Origin of the sequence: Flavobacterium columnare, assembly GCF_014844295.1 — a bacterium.
GTDB classification, from domain to species: Bacteria; Bacteroidota; Bacteroidia; order Flavobacteriales; family Flavobacteriaceae; genus Flavobacterium; species Flavobacterium columnare.
Window position 1 is genome coordinate 2,209,567 of record NZ_CP054494.1, and the last position, 21,633, is coordinate 2,231,199.

The following is a 21,633-nucleotide window of genomic DNA, read 5'->3' on the forward strand; positions in this document are numbered from 1 at the left end:
TTGTAAAACTGAAAAAAGCTTATATCTTTGCACTCGCAAAACGAAACTATTGCAGGTTTAATGGTCTATGGTGTAACGGTAACACTACTGATTTTGGTTCAGTCATTCAAGGTTCGAATCCTTGTAGACCAACAAGAAAAAGCTCTGAGAAATCAGGGCTTTTTTGTTATTTATAGATTTTTTGAGTTTAGAGAGGTCAAGAATCAAGTCAAAAACGGGATCAAGTCAAAAATCTGTGAGATTGCTGAATTAAGCAAGTAAATTGGTTGGTCTGAAAAGGAGGAATTGGATCGAGATTAAAAGAGGATGGTCTGATAGAGAAGAAATTTTTTTGATACTTCGAATTCCAATCTAAATTCTTTTGTTTTAGTGTGGAATGACTTTGTAGGAGTGTTTGTGTTTTTATTGTAAGGAAGTTTGGTCTTGATTGGTAATGAATTGTTATTTTATTAAGTAATAATGTTGAATTTTTTAAGTTTGAAATCTTTTGTTTTATATATCCATGCGCTAATTTTAGTGTGGTGATGTTTTGTTGTTATTATGGTTGTTGGGTTAAAGTAAAGCTTTTTTTAAAAGGAAGACGTTTTCTGGAGGTATAGGTGTGTATTTTGTTTCTTTAAGTATTTGATTTTGAATTGTTTTTCTGTTTTCTCTGTTTTTTTTAATTAAAAAGTTGGAAATGATAGAAAAAAACCAGTATATTTGCACTCGCAAAACGGAAGTATTGTAAGTTTAATGGTCTATGGTGTAACGGTAACACTACTGATTTTGGTTCAGTCATTCAAGGTTCGAATCCTTGTAGACCAACAAAAAAAAGCTCTGAGGAATCAGGGCTTTTTTGTTTTATGGCTTTTTGAAATAAGTAGGATTGGGGTGAATGATTTCTTTTGAGTCTTGTTTTTAATTAAGAGTTAGTGATTTTTTCTTGAGGAGAGGTCGAGGGATTTGTATTGGTTTCTTTCTTAGTGGTTCTAAGGAGGGCTGGTGGGGGGTGGTTTTAATTTTATTTGTTTAAAATTATTATAGATAAAATTTCTTTTAAAAAATGTGTCAATCTTGGGTTGAGGTTTTGAGGTTGTTTTTGGGTGGGTGTAAATAATAGAAAAAGATATTGGTATTGTATGGCGACTTTTGTGATTAGTAAACGTTTGGATGGTTGTTATAAGTTTGAATTTGTTTCTAGGAAAGGTAAGACGATTATGACTAGTGATAGTTATGAATTGCGTTTTGAGTGCGAGGAGGATATAGATAAGTTGAAGTTGGCTTTGGAGGGGGCTACAATAATGCGTTTTAAGACATCGAGTGGGAAGTTTTATTTTCGTGTAATTGTGGATAAGAGGGAGGTGGCTACTAGTCGAAAATATACTACTCAGTTATTGATGCAGCGAGGAATAGATGAAATGATGCGTTCTGCTATTGTGGCGGAGGTGTTGGATTTTGCGGCTAATGAGTTTGTTTTTCCAGAGTTGGAGGTTTTTTAGAGTTGAAAGTTTTTTAGAGTTGAAAGTTTTTTGGCTGTGTGGTGCTCTGTTTTTGGTAGGAATTGCTAAAAATGGAGTTTTTTTGGCTCAAGTCAAAAAGTTGTGGAGAAATTTTAAAATAGTTTACTTTGTATTGATTAAATTATAGAAAAGGACTGTTCTTTTAATACGTTAATAACACTTTTATTACCTGAATATCTAACCCATTATTTTGAACTAACTTCAATTGATAAAGAAGAAGAAGTTTTACATTTATATTTAGAAGAATTAAATGAAATTCCTATAGAATATTCAAAAGATAAATTACAATCAAAAGGTTTTTTTGAATCTATTACCGTTCAAGATTTTCCAATAAGAGGTCACGTAGTTTATTTACATATAAAAAGAAGAAGATGGCTTAATTTGTCTACCGATAAAGTTGTTTTTAGAGATTGGAATATAGTAGCAAAAGGCACTCGCTTAACACAAGAGTTCGCCTCTTTTTTAAAAGAAGTCAATAGATACTAATGCTCATGATACTAAAAGTATTGCCAAATTTTATGGTGTTAAAGGCAAAATACTTCAAAATCAGTATAAAGATTTTTTAAGCGATTATTCTAACTGGAATCAAAAAGCTCATGCTAAAGAATGGTTATTATATCCTCAAAACATAGGGCAGAATTTATCTATTGATGAAACAGCTCTTTCTTATGATGAACTTTACACCATAATCACTAACAAGAAAGCTAAAGGCAAAGCTGGAAGCATTGTAGCTATCATCAAAGGGACTAAAGCAGATAATGTTATTGAAGTATTAAATAAAATACCCTTAAAAATAAGAAATAAAGTTAAAGAGATGACTTTGGATATGGCTCCCAATATGGAACTAATTGTGAAAAAATCTTTCCCTAACGCTACTCTGGTAACTGATAGATTCCACGTGCAAAAATTAGCCATTGAAGCCTTACAGGAAATTAGAATTAAACATCGATGGCAAGCAATAGATGATGAAAACGAAGCCATTGAAAAAGCCAAACGAAATAAGAAAAAATTCAACCCCATAATTCTTGAAAATGGTGAAACTAAAAAACAACTTCTAGCCAGAAGTAGATACTTGTTGTATAAAAGGGAAAATAAATGGACAGAAAATCAAAAAGAAAGAGCTAAAGTTTTATTTAAAAACTATCCGGATTTAAAAACAGCTTACCAACTATCAATGGAATTATCAGATATCTTTAAAGAAACAAAAGATAAAATTTATGGTTATACCAAATTGGCTAAATGGCATGAAAAAGTAAATCAATCTGGATTCAAAACATTTAATACAATATCAAGAACAATAACAAATCATTATAAAACAATACTAAATTACTTTGACAACAGAAGTACCAATGCTTCAGCCGAATCTTTTAATGCAAAAATAAAGGGCTCAGATTAATTTTTTGGGGATTAAGCAAAAAGTTTCTCCATTCTAAAGAGGAAGAATTTAGTATCCACCACACCTCTTTGATTAGCTCTAAAGAGTTTTATTTTTGAGTTAAAGGATTCAGCATTTGCGTTTGTATGTCTTTTTACGAAGAAGTTTGCAATTGTTTCCAAATGATAATTTAAACTATTGGCAACGGTATTAAAGACAGTCATTTTAAATTCTTTGGTTTTGGATATCCAATTCAATATTTTTTGTTTAGCCTCTTCTTTTGAGGTGTATTCATAAATATTTCTAAACTCTTGGGTGTGTTTATAAGCTTGATGTATTAGAGGATAATGTTGGAACAATATTTGGGCTCGTACTTTTTGGGTTTCTGTCCATTGGTTGGGTTTCTTGGCAATGATATAACGACATCGAGCCAATAGTTGTTTGGGAGTGTCTTCATTTTCAAAAGTTATTGGAATGTATTTTATTGCTTGCTCTTTTGCTTTTTTGATAGCCTGATTCTCTTTTTCAATCTCCTCCCAGCGATATTTTATCCTTAAATGCTGGAGAGCTTCCATTACCAACTTTACCACATGGAAACGGTCTGTGACAAGGTAACTTTCAGGAAAACACATTCTTGATGCTGATTGCATATTGTTTGCCATATCAAGTGTTATCGATTTTACTTGTTTTCTATGCGAAAGTGGAATTTTAGTAACCACATCAATAATGTCCTGACTTTTGGTGCCTTTTATAACCGCCACTAAGGATTTCTTTTTGCCTCTTCCTTGTTTATTGGTTACAAAAGTATAAAGTTCACCTTTTGACAAACTTACTTCATCAATACTTAAATTCTCCCCAATATTTTCGGGGTAAATCAGATAATTTTCGGCATGTTCTAACTGTTTCCAACTTGTAAAACCACTGATTCTTTTTTTGTAATGTCTTCGCAGTAAATCAGCTTTAATGCCATAATAACTGGCAATGTTACTTATCGTATCTTCTCGGGTCTCTACCTGTACCTTTTAAAAAATCCGAAAGTTCAACAGTTAATTTGGAACCTTCTGCAATAAAAGAATAATCGCTTTTAATTTCTGACTTATCTACTGTATTTCGCCACCTACGTCTTCTGATACCTAAATAAACAGCCTTTCCTCGTATTGGAAAATCTTGTATCAAAGTACGCTCACAAAAGCCTTTTGACTCATATTCCTCTGAAATGAAACCTTCGGGAATAATGTTCTTTTCATCAAGATAGATATAAAAGCAATCCTTTTTTGTTTGAATATCTCCTAATTCTATAAAATCAACAATATCAAAATGACATAATAATTCTTCGGGTAGAAAAGCAGAAAGTATCGAAAAATCCATTTACTTTTTTTGTCGCAATTTACAATTACTCCCCATATTTTTTATGTGAGCCATTAAACATCGATGGCAAGCAATAGATGATGAAAACGAAGCCATTGAAAAAGCCAAACGAAATAAGAAAAAATTCAACCCCATAATTCTTGAAAATGGTGAAACTAAAAAACAACTTCTAGCCAGAAGTAGATACTTGTTGTATAAAAGGGAAAATAAATGGACAGAAAATCAAAAAGAAAGAGCTAAAGTTTTATTTAAAAACTATCCGGATTTAAAAACAGCTTACCAACTATCAATGGAATTATCAGATATCTTTAAAGAAACAAAAGATAAAATTTATGGTTATACCAAATTGGCTAAATGGCATGAAAAAGTAAATCAATCTGGATTCAAAACATTTAATACAATATCAAGAACAATAACAAATCATTATAAAACAATACTAAATTACTTTGACAACAGAAGTACCAATGCTTCAGCCGAATCTTTTAATGCAAAAATAAAGGCTTTTAGAAGTAAATTTAGAGGCGTAAGAAACATAGAATTCTTTCTTTTTAGACTTACAAATTTATATGCCTAATTTATCAAATCCACAGGTTTTAGACTTGATCCGTTTTTTTAGTAAAAAAAAGTGATAAGAAGTGGGAAGGTGTTTTAAAAGTCAAAAGCTCCGAAAAACGGAGCTTTTTGAAAAATATTAGATTTTATCTAATTATTTTTTTACTTCTTCTTTAACAGCAGCAGCAGCAGTATCAACAGCAGCAGCAGCAGTATCAACAGCAGCAGCAGCAGAGTCAACAGCCTCAACAGCAGCAGTATCAACAGCTTCTACAGCAGTTTCGTCAGTAGTAGCAGCTTGATCTTTACAAGAAACACTCATCATAGCAACTAAAGCCATAGTTAAAACAACTTTTTTCATCTTACTTAATTATAAAAGGTTAATTATTAATTCGTGTCGCAAAGATATAAAATTTTTATTATGTAAAACTTTTTTCTAAACTTTTTTTTTAAAAAAATAATCTTTGTCGACAAGAGGATTTATTACAATATATATGCCAAATTTTAAAGAGCTTTTTCATACAAATAAAAAGCCCTTATAATACTGTATTATTATTTGTTTTTAGTAGTTCCTATTGGTTGGACGATTTTTATTTCTTCAATTAAATTTTGAGCTCCTGCAAATTTGTCTATTATAAATAAGATGTAGCGAGCATCTACCATGATGTTTCTACAGATTTCAGGGCTGTAGTAGATGTCGCTCATAGTGCCTTCCCAAACACGATCAAAATTACACCCAATTAAATTGCCATTAGCATCTAATGCTGGAGAGCCTGAATTGCCACCTGTAGTGTGATTAGTAGCAATAAAAGCAACAGGCATTTTGCCTTTTTTATCAGCATATTGCCCGAAATTTTTAGAATGGTATAAATCAATCAGTTTTTTGGGTACATCAAATTCATAATCACCAGGAATGTATTTTTCTATGACACCATCTAAAGTAGTGAAAGGAGAGTAGATTACAGCATCAGATGGTTTATAGCCTTTTACTTGTCCATAAGTAACACGAAGAGTACTATTAGCATCTGGGAATATACGGGCAGATTTAGGACTTAATTCTAAGATGGCTTTCATGTAAGTACGTTGTAATGCAATATTTTTTAGATTGATTTCATTATACTTAGGAGCTACATTTTTATCATAGGCATCTATGATTGATTTTGCTAAGACATATCCTTTGTCTTGATTTATTTTTTCAATAATAGATTTAGTATCGCCGCTTAATAGTTCTTTCAAACCAGAATAGGAGGTTAGTTTTGAATTTTGAAAAACATCAGTAGTTAATTGAGAAGCATTGATATTGTTTAAAGAATTAGGTAAAAATTGTTTAGGAGATTTTGTAGCGTAAAGATGAATTAACTGTTCGAAGACTTTTTCATCTACAGATACATTGAAGTTTTTGTAAGTACCCTCAAAATTAGTGATTAAATTGTTTTTTCTTTCGGTAAAAATTTGTTCTCCTTTTGTGTTTAAAATTTGCTCTAATTGATATAAACGATAACCAAAATTTAATATTTCACAATTACGCATTACTACTTCAGAAAAGTAGTCGCGAGCAATAGCGTATTCGCGGATGTTTTTATAATTTGTTTTAAATTCATTTAAAAGGGTGCCATATTCTGCTTGTTTACCTGCCTTGTTGATTTTTTGAGTTAACTCGGTTTCAAATTTTTGTTTAGCTTGAACAGCATTTGCTTTTTTTAATCCTTTGATTTCTCCCATCCATTTTTTCCAAGCATTGGCAATTGAAGCATTTTTTGCTGCATATTGTATTTTAATTGCAGGATCTTTACGCATAAAAGAATTTTGAGTTTTTAGGGTGGCATCACGAAGTTCAATGCGTGCGGGGTTTAAATCATTTATGATTTGCTCTACAGCATAGCTAGGTAAATATTCTTGTGTGCGACCAGGGTACCCCATAACCATAGTAAAATCATTTTCGTGTACTCCTTTTATAGAAATAGGAAAGAAATGTTTTGGTTTATAAGGAACGTTGTCTTTTGAGTATTCCGCAGGATGATTGTTTTTGTCTGCGTAAATGCGGAATAGTGAAAAATCTCCTGTATGACGAGGCCATACCCAGTTGTCAGTATCTGAACCAAACTTCCCGATAGAACTTGGTGGTGCTCCTACTAGGCGTACATCACGGAAAGTTTCGGTTACAAATAAAAGATATTGATTGCCGTCATAAAAAGTTTTGATTTGATTTTCTTGCCAAGATTCTTTAGGTAGTGTTTTTGATAAAAAGGAAATGTTTTCCTGAATTTTTTTTTGTTTTTCTAATTCAGAGGAAATAGATGCAATACCTTCTAAAACTTTAGAGGTTACATCTTCAATACGAATAATAAAGGTTACAAATAAATTTTTATTCGGAAGCTCTTCTTCCATCTTATAAGCCCAAAAACCATTAGTTAAATAATCATGTTCTACTGTAGAGTGACTTTGGATGTTGTCATATCCGCAGTGATGATTGGTTAGGATTAATCCTTTGGGAGAAATTACTTCGGCAGTACAGCCTCCGTCAAAGTGGGGGACAGCGTCTTTTAGGCTGGATTTGTTTGTTGAATAAATATCTTCTGCTGATATTTTAATTCCAAGATTTTTCATTTCGGTTTCATTCATTCCTTTTAGCAAAGAGGGAATCCACATTCCGCCCTGTTGAGCAAAAAAGGGAGAAACCACTAAAATAAGAAGTAGTCGTAAAAATTTCATAATATGTATTTATAGCACGTGCAAGTTACAATTTTTAGAGAATTATAAGGTTTTTTTAAGTTTTGATTAAGAAAAACCATTTATCATTTTGTTTTACCGTTTATCATTTTTTGATAATCATTATGATAGTATTGTACTACTTTTAGATTGTTAAATACTAAAATAATGGTCGAAAATTCATAATTATAATTGCATACGGTATTCCTTTGTAGGCTTATCTGTTAATTTTTTAAATGAAATAATTAGGTCTGTCGTCATAGGTACTGTAATTGCAATAAATCTTAAAATCAATCAAAAAACGAACAGAGACCATTATAAATAGAGATATGAATGAAAAGTGAACCTGACGGAATCTTTGAATATTATTTTTGAAGAAAGTTTTAGAAGGTTAATACTGCTTAGGAGCTTCTAAAGTATTCAAATTAGGATACTTAAACAGGTTTTTTTAACAGTTTTATGAGTACTGATAAATTTTTGTTCTAATGGGTATGTTTGCAAAAAATAAAATAGACTTTTTAAAAAGGAGAACATTTTTTGGCTGGATTATAGCCGTTTTAATGATTTAGAGTAGTTTGCCTAAGACGTTTGGAATTTGTAGGAAAATATTTTATAATTAATAAACTTTTAATCCAGTAAGTTTTGTATTATCGCGGGAAGATAGATTATAAAAGACAAATATTGGTAAAACTGTTTTTGGTTTTGGTAGATTTTTGCTAAAGATTAATGATAATAGTATGATACAGTTTATATTACATCTAATAACCAAATTAGTAGATTTAATTATCGAAATTTTATTTTAAATGAAATTAATAACAAATTGGAAATATCACATTTTAAACTTTATAGGATGGCAAATTTATTTGTTATCCATTTTAACTTTTGAAAAGCTATCGTATGGACTTTTTCAGGTTGAAAAATGGAGTGATTTGGAATGGAATAAGCTGTATTATTTTATAGCAGAAGGGGTTTTGTGTGGATTCTTGGGGTTTTTACTGTCCAATGTTATTCTTGTTTATGTAGATTATAAAGTTCAAATTGGTAAAATTTCTAAAAGAGCTCTTTGGGGAATTGTCCTTGTTTTTGTTTTATCTCAAATACTCTATCATCTCTTATTATGGCCCTTTTTAAGTGTGCCATTAAAGTATTTTTTAGATAGAGAAAATCCCTTGACTTTTCTTATGAAATTGGCAAATATACCCGTGTTTGGAGTATCCTTCTTAGTGTGGTTTTTTGTTGTGATGACGTATAAAATTTTTAAATATTTAAAAGAAATTAAAATTAAGCAATTAGAACTAGAAACTAACTTAAGAGAAATAACTTTAAACACACTTAAAGGGCAGATAAATCCACATTTTATGTTTAATAGCTTAAATAATATTCGTGGATTAATCCTTGAAAATCCTTCAAAATCTAGAGAAATGTTAACTAGATTGTCTGAAATGTTGCGTTACTCTTTGACGAAAAGCGATACGAATAAAATTGTATTAGAAGAAGAACTAGAAATGGTTAGTAATTATATAGCTCTTTCTAAAATACAATTAGAAGATAGGTTAGAATATATTACAGAAATAAATTCTGATACATTGTATTTTTCTATTCCACCTATGATAGTACAAATGTTAGTTGAGAATGCAGTAAAACACGGTGTGTCAAATATAAAAGAAGGAGGTGTTGTGAAATTGATTTCAAAAATTAAAAAAAACGAACTACATTTAATTGTTGAGAATACAGGGTTTTTAAAAAAGAGGAGTACTTCTACTCAAATAGGATTGAAAAATATAAGAGAACGACTTTTTCTTTTGTACGCTAACAGAGCTACTTTTGAAATTGTAGAGGAAAATAAAATGGTAAAAGCTAAAGTTGTAATTCCTTTTAATGTATAACAATGATAAAAATTAAAGCTGTTATAGTTGAAGATTCTCGATTGGCTCGAAATGAATTAAAAGAGTTGATTAAAAGTTTTCCTGAAATAGAAGTTCTAGGAGAGGCAGAAAATGTAGATGCAGCCTATGAATTAATTAATTCTTTAAATCCTGATTTGCTTTTTCTGGATATAAATATGCCAGAAAAAGATGGTTTTGAATTGTTAGAAATGTTAGATGATGTTCCGATTACTGTTTTTACAACAGCATTTGACGAATACGCTTTAAAATCATTTGAATATAATGCTTTAGATTATTTAATGAAGCCTGTAAGTCCTAATAGGTTTTCAAAAGCAATTGATAAGGTTAAACAAAAGTTAGAAAACAAAATTGTAAAAAACAAACAAAAGGTAGAGATTTCCAATCAAATTTTTATCAAAGAAGGTGAAAAATGTTGGCTCTTAAAAGTTGCAGATATCTATCTTTTTGAAGTAGAGGGTAACTATACTAAAGTTTTTTTTAATGATCAAAAAGCAGTATTAAATAAATCACTGAATCAGATTGAAAAAAAACTTCCAGAAGATTTTTTTAGAGCTAACCGCAATCAAATAATTAATATAAACTACATAAAAAATATTGATTTATGGTTTAGTGGTAATTTGTTAGTACACCTAAAGGACGATCAAAAGATAGAAATATCAAGAAGGCAATCTAGTTTGTTTAAAGAAAAAATGAGCTTATAAGATTTTTATTTAATAGGATCTTTCTATCTTGTTTTGTATTTCATTATTTTTCTTTTATGAATGACAAAATCGTTAGAAGTATATAATTTTTGAGCATTACTATTGTGTTCTTCAACTTCTAAATAAATCATTTTTATATTAAATATTAATGCTTGTTCTTTAATAAAATCCAAAGCTTTTTTTCCAATACCTTTTCCTCTTGAAGATTCTGTGAGGTATAATTCATCTATAAAGGCCAAAGTACCTTGGTATTCAAAACTAAAAATAAAAGTAAGAATAATATATCCTACTATTTTATTTTCATGGTATACAAACCAGCATCGACCTAAGTTGCTATTAGAAATAAACTCATGAAACAAAGCAGAAGAAGTTTTTGGATTAATAGGATAATTATCAATTGCGTAAAAATCCTGCATCATCTGAACCGCTAAGTCAATTTGATCTTGTTCTATAAGTTTGAAATGTATCATTTAAAAATAGTATTTGTAATAGTTTGAGTTGCTCCAGCATTCATTTGAACAAAAGTTTGACAAATATGTCCTTTTTCACGCCTTTCATCTTCATTTTGAATTAATAAGTTAAAAGCTTGAATTAATTCTGTTTGATCCGAAATAGAAATGCACCCTTTTTGATGTACCAAAGCAGTAGCTTCTGCAAAATGCGAATAATTAGGTCCAATTATCACAGGAACACCAAAAGTAGCCGGTTCTAAAATATTATGTACGCCAGGATTACCAAAGCCACCTCCCACGTAGGCCATGTCAGCATAAGAGTATATTTTTGTTAAAATGCCAATAGTATCTATAATAAACACATTAAATTGAGCTAGATTTTTATTGCTCATTTCAGAATGTAATACCACGGATTTATTAATTTGAGACATGATATTTGATATTTGCCCTCCTTTAATATTATGGGGCGCGATAATAAATTTTACATCATCCGAGGATTGATTAATATATGGGATTAACAAATCTTCATCCTTTGGCCAAGAACTACCTATAACAATAGTTGTTTTGTCGTCTTTGAATTGTTTTATGAAGTCTAACGTATTATTTTTTCCTAAAATAGTAATTACCCGATCGAAACGAGTGTCTCCAGAAACAATAGTGTTTTGAAACCCTATAGTTTTCAATAATTCTTTAGAAGAATCATTCTGAACAAAAAAATAATTAAAGTTTTTTAAAGCATTCCGGTAAAATCCTCCGTACCATTTAAAGAATAACTGTTTTTTTCTAAAAATACCAGAAATTAAGTAGGTGTCAATTTTTCTTTTCCCTAATTCATTTAGATAATTGGGCCAAAACTCGTATTTAATAAAAAATACCTTTTCAGGATGCACTAACTCTAAAAAAAGATTAGCATTGGCTTTAGTATCTAAAGGTAAATAGATTGTAATATCTGCAATTGTATTGTTTTTCTTAACCTCATATCCCGAAGGAGAAAAGAACGTTAATATGATTTTATACGAAGAAAAGTTTTCTTTAATCTTTTCCATGACAGGTAACCCTTGTTCGTATTCTCCTAAAGATGCCGCGTGAAACCAGATTGTTTTATCCGTTGGATTAATTTTTGACGCTAAAGTGTTAAATACATCTTTCCGCCCTTTAACAAATAACTTAATTTTAGGGTTAAGTAAAGCTATGATATTTAGGAAAAATTGTACAAAATGTATAATTGTGTTGTATAGAAAAAGCATAATTAAAATTTGATGATGCTAAAATACATTAGTTTTCTAAAATTTAGTAGAAAAGCTATTAAATTAGTAGATTTGTAACCTAAATTTTACTCGATGAGAAAGATACAAATGGTTGACTTAAAAAGCCAATATGATAAAATAAAAGAGGAAGTTAATACTTCTATTCAAGAAGTTTTAGATACGACAACTTATATCAACGGACCTTTAGTTCATCAATTTCAAGCTGATTTAGAAAAATATTTAGGTGTTAAACATGTAATTCCATGCGCAAATGGTACAGACGCTTTGCAAATTGCCATGATGGGATTAGGATTACAACCAGGCGATGAGGTAATTACGGCTGATTTTACTTTTGCGGCTACTGTGGAAGTAATTGCATTATTACAATTAACACCTGTATTAGTAGATGTAGATATAGATACAATGAACATTTCTATTGAGGCAATTAAAAAGGCAATTACAGCTAAAACAAAAGCCATTGTTCCAGTACATTTATTTGGTCGAGCGGCAAATATGGAGGCTATAATGGAAATAGCTCGTGAAAATAACCTATACGTTATAGAAGATAATGCACAAGCTATTGGAGCTAATTACACTTTTAAAGATGGGGCAAAAGCAAAAGTAGGAGCAATTGGTCATGTGGCAGCTACTTCATTTTTTCCTTCTAAAAACTTAGGTTGTTATGGCGATGGTGGAGCAATTTTTACAAATGATGATCAATTGGCTCATAGTATGAGAGGAATTGTAAATCATGGGATGTATGTTCGTTACCATCATGATGTAGTGGGGGTAAATTCTCGTTTAGACAGCATTCAAGCAGGTGTGTTAAAAACAAAATTACCGCGTTTAGATGCGTATAATAAAGCGCGTAGAGAAGCAGCTTATAAATACAATCAAGCTCTGGGATCAAATCCTAATATTGTGATACCTGAATTTAATAATAATACTGATGATCACGTATTTCATCAATATGTATTTAGGGTTATTAACGGTAAACGTGATGCTTTATTAGAACATTTACAATCAAAAGAAATACCATGTGCTATCTACTATCCAATTCCTTTACATAGTCAGAAAGCTTATTTGGATGAACGTTATAATGAAGCGGATTTTATGGTGACGAATCAGTTAGTTAAGGAAGTAATTGCATTACCAATGCATACAGAATTGGATGATGAACAAATAAAATTTATTACAGATGTAGTTCTAGACTTTATAGGATAGATACTTCTCTGTTAACAATAATCAATAACAATAATCAATAAACAAACAAATTAATTTTTATGAGAATATTAGTAACTGGAGGCTTGGGGTTTATAGGGTCTCATACTGTAGTAGAATTACAAAACAAAGGTTTTGAGGTAATTATAATAGATAATTTGTCAAATTCGTCGATAGAAGTTTTACAACGAATTGAAAATATTACAAGTAAGAAACCTATTTTTGAAAAAATTGATTTACGTGATAAAAAATCAGTTCAAGATTTTTTTCAAAAATATCAAGATGTAAATGGGGTTATTCATTTTGCTGCTAGTAAAGCTGTTGGGGAAAGTGTAGAAAATCCATTGTTATACTATGAAAATAATATAAATACTTTAGTATATCTTTTACAAGAATTACAACAAAAATCAGAAGCCCATTTTATTTTTAGTTCTTCATGTACAGTTTATGGACAAGCAGAAAAAATGCCCATAACAGAAGATGCTCCTGTACAGTCAGCTATATCTCCTTATGGGAATACAAAACAAATAGGAGAAGAAATAATTGCAGATGTAACTAAAGTAACTAATATAAATGCTGTTTTACTACGTTATTTCAACCCAATTGGAGCACACCCTTCTACAGAAATAGGAGAATTACCATTAGGAGTTCCCCAAAATCTAATACCTTTTATTACACAAACAGCTATAGGATTACGAAAAGAATTATCGGTTTTTGGAAATGATTATCCTACAGAAGATGGAACGGCTATTCGTGATTATATTCATGTAGTAGATTTAGCTAAAGCCCATGTGGTAGCCTTAGAACGCCTTTTAGCTAAAAAAAATGTAGAAAAAGTAGAGGTGTTTAATGTAGGAACAGGAACAGGAAGTTCCGTGTTAGAAGTTATTTCTACTTTTGAGAAAGTATCAGGTCAAAAATTACCTTATAAAATTGTAGGAAGACGAGAAGGTGACATAACAGAAGCTTACGCCCATACAGCAAAAGCTAATGAGGTTTTGGGCTGGAAATCTCAATCTACCCTAGAAGAAGCATTAACAAGCGCTTGGGAATGGGAACAAAAAATTAGAAGATAATTAAAAAAAGGTTGTCCTAAAAGTAATAATTTAGATTCTTTTGGGCAACCTCTTTTTTGTAAGTATTTATAATAGAGATCTTCCAGTCATTACCTCGGGTTTAGAAATGCCCATTAATTCTAAAATAGTAGGGGCAATATCAGCTAAAACACCATCGTTTATATTTTTTAATTCTGGATCTATTAAAATAATAGGAACGGGATTTGTTGTATGAGCAGTATTGGGACTTCCGTCAGGATTTATCATAGTGTCACAGTTGCCATGGTCAGCAATGAGTATTGTTGTGTAATTATTTTCTAAAGCAGTTGTTATAACCTCTTTAACACATTGATCCACTGCTTCACATGCTTTGATAGCTGCTTGCATATTTCCCGTGTGCCCCACCATATCACCATTTGCAAAGTTAAGACACACAAAATCTACTGTTTCTTTTTTTAATTCTGGAATTAATGCGTTTTTTAGGTCAAATGCACTCATTTCAGGCTGTAAATCATAAGTGGCTACTTTAGGAGATGAACATAAAATTCGATTTTCACCTTCAAAAGGCTCCTCTCGCCCTCCAGAAAAGAAGAAAGTAACATGTGGATATTTTTCAGTTTCGGCTATTCTAATTTGTTTTTTATCGGTTTTAGATATTACTTCACCTAAGGTTTCTGTAATATTGTCCTTGTCATAAATAACGTATACATTTTTATAGGTTTCATCATAGTTGGTCATTGTTACATAATACAAGTCTAGATGATTCATCTTTTGTTCCTGAAGATCTTTTTGAGAAAGAACTTCCGTTAGTTCACGACCTCTATCTGTTCTAAAGTTAAAGAAAATAACAACATCGCCATTTTGTATTGTTGTTAAGGGTTCTTGATGAGCATCAACTAATACAATTGGTTCAATAAATTCATCTGTTATGTTCTTAAAATAACTCTCTCTAATAGCGGTTACAGGGTCAGTAGCTTTTTTTCCTATACCTTCTACCATAACGGAATACGCTTTTTTTACCCGTTCCCAACGCTTGTCACGATCCATAGCAAAATAACGTCCTGTTATAGTGGCAATTTTAGCTGCTGAACGTGTACAATACTGCGCTAAATCATCTATATGTTTTTCACCAGATTTTGGATCTACATCGCGACCGTCCGTAAAAGCATGAACGAAAACTTTTTTTAAACCATAATCATTTGCAGCATCCAATAGTCCTTTTAAATGATCTGTATGTGAGTGAACCCCCCCATCTGATACTAATCCTAAAAAATGTACAGGTTTATTGTTTTTTTTAGCGTACTCGTAGGCATTTAGCAAGACTTTTTCGTTATTAAGAGTCTTGTTTTGAACAGCTAGATTAATTTTAGCCAAATCCTGATATACTATCCTTCCAGCACCTAAGTTCATGTGACCTACTTCACTATTTCCCATTTGTCCATCAGGTAGGCCTACATTAAGTCCATCAGTTCGTAATGTAGCATTTGGAAATTGTGTATAAAGGGTATCTATAAAAGGAGTATTGGCTTGGTCAATAGCAGATACTTTAGGATCAGGTGATTTTCCCCAACCATCAAGAATCATTAGAATTACTTTTTTATTCATTTTTAGAAGTGTTATGTGAAACCTCAAAATTAGGAATTTGAAATCAAATATGATCTTTTAATTCGAACAGATTATAAAGCGGGGTTATCAAACGTTATTTTTTGTGAATTAGAGATCAAATTATGGATACAAATAAAATAGCTATAATTATTGTAATTTTATTGATATAGAGTAAACCAAAAGAATGAAATAGTTTTTAATAAAAAGTAGTTAGACTATGAAATTAGGCTTTCATTATCAATTATTTTTGTTTTGTAAAAAATGGTTAAAAAACAGGATGATTATCACCTAGATTTTATGATTTTTTTAAAAACATTTTTAAAAGGGAATAAAAAACCTTACACAAATGTGTATTTCATCTGATAAATAAGTATTTCATCAAATTGTAAAAATAATACTTTCTGTAAATCAAATCGTTATTCTTAGAGAATTAAAGGGGGTTTGGAATAAGATGTGTTTTTGTTATACTTTTGTAGTAGTTTTTAAAGAAATAGGGTTTTATGAGAAGTTATTTTGGTATTTTTTTATTTTTTATAAGAATCTGTTATGCTCAAGATTCAAGGAAGCTACTTTTTGAATAGGATGAGACAGGTAACCAGATTAAACGTTCTATTTGTATAAATTGCCCTAGTTTAAATAAAACAGATATAAAGTCAGTTAAGGAATTGGTATTGGCTGATTTATAAGAAGTTTCAGGGATAGAGTAATTGTCTTATTATCCCAATCCAGTTCGCGAGCAGTTGTATTTACAGTGGCAATCTATTCAAGGTAAATCAATTCGGTCATTCCGTTTGATTTTACTTTAAGGACAAGTATTACGTGCAGTGATAGGAGTAGAACAAATGAATACCATGGTGTTTGAGTTTGGGAACCCGCCTAAAGAAATGTATATAATAGTCATGGAATATACCACAGGAGATGAAAAAAATATAAAAATAGTCAAGGAATGAGTTTTTGTAATTGAAATTAGGTTATGAATTAAAAATGAGATGATTACTAGAAATCAATTTTTTACTTTTCGTTCATAACCATTAAACAAAATAAAAATTAAGATTTAAAAAGAACATAATGAAAATAAAAATTAAGGAATTAAGAACTGTATGTTTTGGATTAGTAGCTTCTTTAGGATACGGACAGCAAGTTATTGATAATGTAGGTATTGGGTTAGGAGGTCCCAATTATGGTGCTAGAATAGATGTTAGTTCATTAAAAGGATGGAATGGAGGATGGAGTAGAGGTTTTCAAATAGGAGAAAACTCGGATCCAAACAATTTTAATTTAATTATGTTTGGAGGTAAGGGAACTACTTCAATAAATGGTGCTCCAACTTTAGATTATGGATTTATTGGTAAAGACTGGAACAAGGCATATATGACTTTTTTACCTAATGGTAATGTAGGGGTAGGAACAGTATTACCTATAACAAAGCTAGATGTTTATGGGGATATATCTTTGAACTTTCAACATGGAGCTTCGCCTATTTTCAGAGCAGCTTTTCAGAGTCCAAATGCGGGAGCTATTGATTTTGGAGATGGGTCAGGATGGAAGTTTTATATTAGGAGAAGGAATGATAATATGAAATTGGTTACTTTTTTAGATAATGGAAACGTAGGAGTCGGTACAGATAATCCTTCGGAAAAAATGGAAGTCAATGGAGGATATATTAGAATTACAAATTCAGGAAAAGAAGGACCTGCTTTATCTTTATATAATCCAGAAAAAACAGAAGCAGGAGCAGTATGGAGAATGTACAATATGACAGGTCCCTATGGTAATAGCTTACAGTTTTGGAATTATCCTAATAATTTTTCAAATTCAAATCAGCGTTTAGTTTTACATGATAATGGAGATATGAGTCTAAATGGGAATATTACTTTAGGTAAAAATTTATATGCGAGCGATCTTGTATCAGGAGGAACTAATTCATGGATTTTTCATACGCCTGATGACGGTAGAAATACATTGCATATAGCACCCTATTCTGAAAACAATTGGAAATGGGATAAAGGGATGGTTATTAAAGCAGATGGTAATGCAGCACTACAAGGAAAATTAGAAGCCAAAGAAATAAAAGTAACCACTACCCCTACAGCGGATTTTGTTTTTGCCGACGATTACAACCTACCCAAATTAGAAGAAGTAGAAAAACATGTAAAAGAAAAAAGACATTTACCCGAAATAGCATCAGCAAAAGAAATGGAAAAAGAAGGTGTGAACGTCGGAGCATTTCAGATAAAATTATTACAAAAAATTGAAGAATTAACATTATATGTAATTCAACAAAAAAAACAATTGGAAATACAAAATAAGCGCATAGAGGAATTGGAGAAAAAAAACAGGAAGTAACAAGTTTTTTAAAAAATAATATAAAAGTTTTCGCTTAATCCAGCACAAGGACTATCTAGGGACCATATTAGCAATAATTGATGAAAAAGGGAAACGATTAGAAGAATGTCATTTTGATGCTTGGGGAAATTTAACACGTGGTATCATGCAATTATTGGATAGAGGGTATACCGGTCATGAATATTTCGAAGACGAAGGATTGATTCACGTGAACGGGAGGTTGTATGATCCTACTTTGCGTTGATTTTTGAATGCAGACAAAAATAGACAAGATCCGACCAATACACAGTGTTATAACAAGTATGGATACGTAATGAATAACCCATTGATAGTCAATGATCCGAGTGGAGAGGTTATACCATTGCTTATTGCAGCGGGAATAGCAGCTACAATAGCTTTGTTTAGTTATACCGCAATAACGTATTTAAAAGATGGAGTTAAGTATTACATAGGTAGTGCTTTAAAAGCAGCTTCTTGAAGAGCAGTTAGTGGAGCTATTACTTTTGGAGTAAGAAGTATTTTTTCTAGTGCAACAGGATGTACTGCACGCAAATAATATCTAACTTTTTGGGTGCAGTCTATTTTAGGACAGCCTCTTATTTTATATTTTGTAGTAACTCCGAAAGGGTATCTTTATGATTTTTCTTGGGATTGAAAATTAGGATATTAAACAAGGTTCGTTTATTTTCCTTCAACCAAAAAGAATGGAATCATAAAAAAGAATGATAAATCGACAAAATGCAAAAAAAATCGACAAAACGCAAAAATAATTTGCTATGTCAAATTTTTTTATGATATTTGTATTATAGTAATAACAATATAAATAAAAGATTGTCAATGGTTTACAGATTTTTACCCCTTGTTTTGTTATTCTTAATGTCTTTTTCCCCAAAGACTACTAATAACGAGAGTTCTGACTTGGTAACGAGTAAAAGTAATTTTGCTATGTTAGCCAAAATTGAGATGATCTATTTTTCTTTAGACGCAAACCATTTGGCATTGCCGCCTATGGAATGCTTTAAGAAAGCAATGTTTGGATATTATTCATTAAAAGAAAAAGGATTAATAGAAAAAGACGTATTAACGGTAATTGATTTTAGTTTATCATCAACTAAAAAAAGAATGTGGGTTATTGATTTGATTTCGAACAGAATTTTATTTAATAATTTAGTTACACACGGAATGAAATCGGGAGGTGAATTTGCTAGTAGTTTTTCAAACGAATTAAATTCTAGTAAAAGTAGCTTAGGTTTTTATATAACAGGAGAAACGTATATAGGTAAGCATGGTCTGTCTCTGAAGTTAGACGGTCAAGAAAGAGGAATTAATGATAACGCAAGAAACCGTTCCGTTGTAATGCACGGAGCCGAATATGCTAACCCAACTGCAATAAAACTCCAAGGCTATTTAGGGAGAAGTCAAGGGTGTCCAGCCATACCAGAAGCCATTAAATGCGATGTTATAAATACAGTAAAAGATAAAACATGCTTATTTATCTATCATCCTACCAGGGCTTATGATATTGCTAGTAAACTGACCGCTTAGTCGTAAATATAATTCAGAATCATATTCGTAAATATCGTTTCTAAACTGTAAGGTTTCTTTAGCATACCAAGCTGTAAAGTATAGGAAATGAATTCCAAAATTCTGACTTACTCTTACAGCTTTTGTTTCTTTCTTCTGAAGAATTGTATCAATTTCTGCTAGTGAATAAACAGGCACTTCTATTAGTTTTTTCTTGTATATAGGGACTGTGTTTTTTGTTTTATTTTTTTGGATGATTTCTTCTTTTACATATTCTTTTTTTAGTTTATCTCTTAATAAATATTCTGCTAATGGCAGTGGCTTTTCTATTCGAATACAGCCAGAACTCAAAGCGCGGTATTGATTGATAAAAAGTTCTCTGTGATTCGTATCATGCATATAAACGAGGTGTTTGTTGCTGAAATTTATTTTTACCAATCCCAAAGAATTGTTGTAACCAGGATCTTGAACGTATTTATAACTTAATGCGTCTTCAGGCTTCCATGAATATGGCGATATTTCCTTATTTTTAGAATTAAAAATTTTGATTTTACTCTTATAAAAATAATTTCTACTTTTTGTAGCAGCAGGAATTAAATCCTCTTTTATAATTGTAGGAGGAACTGTCCATGTGGGATTAAAAACGATATTGTCAACTTTTGAAGATAGAATAGGTGTTTTGCGCTTGGGTTGACCAATTACTACCTTATATGTTTTTATAGTATCGTTGTTCTCTACAAGCTGTAGTTGAAAATCCGTAAGATTAACGGCTAAAAAATTATTGCCCAGATCTACAGGAAACCATCGCCATCTTTCAAGATTTACAAGTATTTGTTGTCTGCGATACTCCTTGCTGTAATTCAATGCTTTCAGGGTTCCTAAGCCTATTCTACCATCTGTTTGCAATCCGTGACGATTTTGAAATAAGATGATTGCTTTTTGTAAATTTTCATCAAATGTTTTATTAAAAAGAGTATCATTGGGTTTTAAATCACCCCATAATCGTAGTCTCTTTTTAATTTTAGCAATCGTACTGCTATTCTTTAATCCAAAGTATAGTTTTTCATTTGGTTTAGGTTTTATAGTGTCAAAAACTTCATTCGGCATAGTATTAATTTGTAATAAAGCCTTTTTAAGTTGTTTGTAAATATAATGTTTCGGTTTGCTTTCGTTAATTAAGCTGTCTACTTGCTTTTTTGCTAAAATATTGGTTAATATTGAATCCGTTACTATGGATTTTGGAGTTATTTCCCAATCAGAATAGATTTCGTTTGCATTAAGTTTTCCGTTTTTTAAATGGGAGCTATATTTAATGAGAGCGATGGTGAGTAATTTGTGATAATTTTCTTTTTGATCAAGTGTTAGTATTATAGAATCTTCATATCTTAATAATTCAGAATAATGATAATCTTCAGGATTTAATCCTTCCTCTGTGGATTTTCTAATGGCTTCTAATAAGGCTATTCTATTTTCATCTAAATCCCAGTTTTCTAATAAAGTTTCATTTTTTAAAGCATTTTTTATGCTTTCTTCTGTTGAAAAAAGCTTAGAATTAGTATTGTTAGCACAACCTAAGTAGATTAGAAAACAAATGAATATAGGGTAAATTTTTTTCATATTTTAATTTCTTTATACACAATATAGTCTAAACCTATATTGTTTCTATCAAATACTTCGACTATATATCTTGTAATTAGTTTTTGTATAAACATTCGCTGTGCTTATGCTCGTATTAAACCAAATTAAGTCTATAGAATTTTCTTTCAAAAACTGTTCCAAATGGTTTAATAAAATTCTTCATAAGTTGTTGTTTGATTATTTTTTAAGATAGTCCTCTCTTTTGCTTAATGCGAATTCGTAAAAGTGAATAAATTACTTTAAAAAGAAAGGTGAAAAAAATGTTTTAAAAATATTTTATCAAACAGTCTAAGATAAGGAAAAATAGCCAAAGGAGTACTATTTGAAAATAACTTTTTAATGGTTTTTTGTGTGTAAGTTCTTCATTTATAGTGAAGTGGTTTTGTGGTTTTGGAATGGTTTCTATACGGATCATGATACACAAAAATACG

At 30.8% G+C, this 21,633-nt stretch carries 18 protein-coding genes, 2 tRNA genes and 1 pseudogene; 13 read left to right on the plus strand and 8 right to left on the minus strand.

What is annotated here, in order from left to right:
- The first annotated feature begins 61 nt into the window (after positions 1 to 61).
- The 5 genes from HUE53_RS09575 to HUE53_RS09590 all read left to right on the plus strand — a co-directional run bounded on the left by HUE53_RS09575 (position 62) and on the right by HUE53_RS09590 (position 2,898).
- Positions 62 to 132 (plus strand) — tRNA-Gln (locus HUE53_RS09575).
- A 604-nt stretch (positions 133 to 736) separates the two neighbouring features.
- A tRNA-Gln gene (locus HUE53_RS09580) sits at positions 737 to 807 on the plus strand.
- Between the two features lie 314 nt (positions 808 to 1,121).
- Complete coding sequence (locus HUE53_RS09585) at positions 1,122 to 1,481, plus strand: YegP family protein (protein ID WP_014164779.1); 360 nt, start codon at positions 1,122 to 1,124, stop codon at positions 1,479 to 1,481.
- A 225-nt stretch (positions 1,482 to 1,706) separates the two neighbouring features.
- A complete protein-coding gene (locus tag HUE53_RS14575; RefSeq protein WP_421498119.1) occupies positions 1,707 to 1,988 on the plus strand; it encodes an ISAon1 family transposase N-terminal region protein in 282 nt (93 codons plus the stop codon).
- A gap of 49 nt (positions 1,989 to 2,037) precedes the next feature.
- A complete protein-coding gene (locus HUE53_RS09590; protein WP_454951499.1) occupies positions 2,038 to 2,898 on the plus strand; it encodes an ISAon1 family transposase in 861 nt (286 codons plus the stop codon).
- Between the two features lie 11 nt (positions 2,899 to 2,909).
- Here the strand turns inward: HUE53_RS09590 and HUE53_RS09595 are convergent, their stop codons facing one another.
- Complete coding sequence (locus tag HUE53_RS09595) at positions 2,910 to 3,869, minus strand: ISAon1 family transposase (protein WP_421498126.1); 960 nt, start codon at positions 3,867 to 3,869, stop codon at positions 2,910 to 2,912.
- Positions 3,862 to 4,245, minus strand: a complete 384-nt coding sequence (locus HUE53_RS09600; RefSeq protein WP_014165862.1) for an ISAon1 family transposase N-terminal region protein — start codon at positions 4,243 to 4,245, stop codon at positions 3,862 to 3,864. The genes HUE53_RS09595 and HUE53_RS09600 overlap by 8 nt, the downstream gene beginning before the upstream one ends.
- Before the next feature lie 52 nt (positions 4,246 to 4,297).
- On the opposite strand from HUE53_RS09600, the gene HUE53_RS09605 reads away from it, so the two are divergent.
- The gene (locus HUE53_RS09605; RefSeq protein ID WP_421638131.1) at positions 4,298 to 4,819 is read left to right on the plus strand and encodes an ISAon1 family transposase; all 522 of its coding nucleotides are present in this window, start codon (positions 4,298 to 4,300) and stop codon (positions 4,817 to 4,819) included.
- Between the two features lie 132 nt (positions 4,820 to 4,951).
- Here HUE53_RS09605 and HUE53_RS09610 read toward each other — a convergent pair whose 3' ends face one another.
- Both HUE53_RS09610 and HUE53_RS09615 read right to left on the minus strand, forming a co-directional pair.
- The gene (locus HUE53_RS09610; protein ID WP_065213746.1) at positions 4,952 to 5,158 is read right to left on the minus strand and encodes a hypothetical protein; all 207 of its coding nucleotides are present in this window, start codon (positions 5,156 to 5,158) and stop codon (positions 4,952 to 4,954) included.
- A gap of 191 nt (positions 5,159 to 5,349) precedes the next feature.
- Positions 5,350 to 7,509, minus strand: a complete 2,160-nt coding sequence (locus HUE53_RS09615) for a S46 family peptidase (RefSeq protein WP_192188441.1) — start codon at positions 7,507 to 7,509, stop codon at positions 5,350 to 5,352.
- An 800-nt stretch (positions 7,510 to 8,309) separates the two neighbouring features.
- Here HUE53_RS09615 and HUE53_RS09620 point away from each other — a divergent pair.
- Both HUE53_RS09620 and HUE53_RS09625 read left to right on the plus strand, forming a co-directional pair.
- Positions 8,310 to 9,392 (plus strand): sensor histidine kinase, encoded by a 1,083-nt coding sequence (locus tag HUE53_RS09620; protein ID WP_014164782.1) that lies wholly within the window; start codon positions 8,310 to 8,312, stop codon positions 9,390 to 9,392.
- Between the two features lie 2 nt (positions 9,393 to 9,394).
- Positions 9,395 to 10,114 (plus strand): LytR/AlgR family response regulator transcription factor, encoded by a 720-nt coding sequence (locus HUE53_RS09625; RefSeq protein WP_014164783.1) that lies wholly within the window; start codon positions 9,395 to 9,397, stop codon positions 10,112 to 10,114.
- A gap of 23 nt (positions 10,115 to 10,137) precedes the next feature.
- Here HUE53_RS09625 and HUE53_RS09630 read toward each other — a convergent pair whose 3' ends face one another.
- Both HUE53_RS09630 and HUE53_RS09635 read right to left on the minus strand, forming a co-directional pair.
- Complete coding sequence (locus HUE53_RS09630; RefSeq protein WP_014164784.1) at positions 10,138 to 10,584, minus strand: GNAT family N-acetyltransferase; 447 nt, start codon at positions 10,582 to 10,584, stop codon at positions 10,138 to 10,140.
- Positions 10,581 to 11,813 (minus strand): 3-deoxy-D-manno-octulosonic acid transferase, encoded by a 1,233-nt coding sequence (locus tag HUE53_RS09635; protein WP_192188442.1) that lies wholly within the window; start codon positions 11,811 to 11,813, stop codon positions 10,581 to 10,583. Before HUE53_RS09635 ends, HUE53_RS09630 begins: the two co-directional genes overlap by 4 nt.
- Before the next feature lie 93 nt (positions 11,814 to 11,906).
- On the opposite strand from HUE53_RS09635, the gene HUE53_RS09640 reads away from it, so the two are divergent.
- Together HUE53_RS09640 and galE are read left to right on the plus strand one after the other, a co-directional pair.
- Positions 11,907 to 13,037, plus strand: a complete 1,131-nt coding sequence (locus HUE53_RS09640) for a DegT/DnrJ/EryC1/StrS family aminotransferase (protein ID WP_065213744.1) — start codon at positions 11,907 to 11,909, stop codon at positions 13,035 to 13,037.
- A 59-nt stretch (positions 13,038 to 13,096) separates the two neighbouring features.
- Positions 13,097 to 14,110, plus strand: coding sequence for a UDP-glucose 4-epimerase GalE (gene galE, locus HUE53_RS09645; RefSeq protein WP_077225447.1), 1,014 nt, complete (start codon positions 13,097 to 13,099; stop codon positions 14,108 to 14,110).
- Between the two features lie 66 nt (positions 14,111 to 14,176).
- On the opposite strand, the gene gpmI is transcribed toward galE, so the two are convergent.
- Positions 14,177 to 15,694 (minus strand): 2,3-bisphosphoglycerate-independent phosphoglycerate mutase, encoded by a 1,518-nt coding sequence (gpmI, locus tag HUE53_RS09650; protein ID WP_077225446.1) that lies wholly within the window; start codon positions 15,692 to 15,694, stop codon positions 14,177 to 14,179.
- Between the two features lie 1,068 nt (positions 15,695 to 16,762).
- Here gpmI and HUE53_RS14320 point away from each other — a divergent pair.
- From HUE53_RS14320 to HUE53_RS09665, 3 genes and pseudogenes are all read left to right on the plus strand, one after another.
- A complete protein-coding gene (locus tag HUE53_RS14320; RefSeq protein WP_225556132.1) occupies positions 16,763 to 18,040 on the plus strand; it encodes a hypothetical protein in 1,278 nt (425 codons plus the stop codon).
- Positions 18,041 to 18,083: 43 nt separating this feature from the next.
- A pseudogene (locus HUE53_RS14520) lies at positions 18,084 to 18,395 on the plus strand (RHS repeat domain-containing protein); the annotation flags it as partial.
- Positions 18,396 to 18,877: 482 nt separating this feature from the next.
- Positions 18,878 to 19,585, plus strand: a complete 708-nt coding sequence (locus tag HUE53_RS09665) for a murein L,D-transpeptidase catalytic domain family protein (RefSeq protein WP_041253349.1) — start codon at positions 18,878 to 18,880, stop codon at positions 19,583 to 19,585.
- On the opposite strand, the gene HUE53_RS09670 is transcribed toward HUE53_RS09665, so the two are convergent.
- On the minus strand, positions 19,529 to 21,181 hold the full coding sequence (locus HUE53_RS09670) for a L,D-transpeptidase family protein (protein ID WP_014164791.1): 1,653 nt from the start codon (positions 21,179 to 21,181) through the stop codon (positions 19,529 to 19,531). The genes HUE53_RS09665 and HUE53_RS09670 overlap by 57 nt on opposite strands.
- Positions 21,182 to 21,633 lie beyond the last annotated feature (452 nt).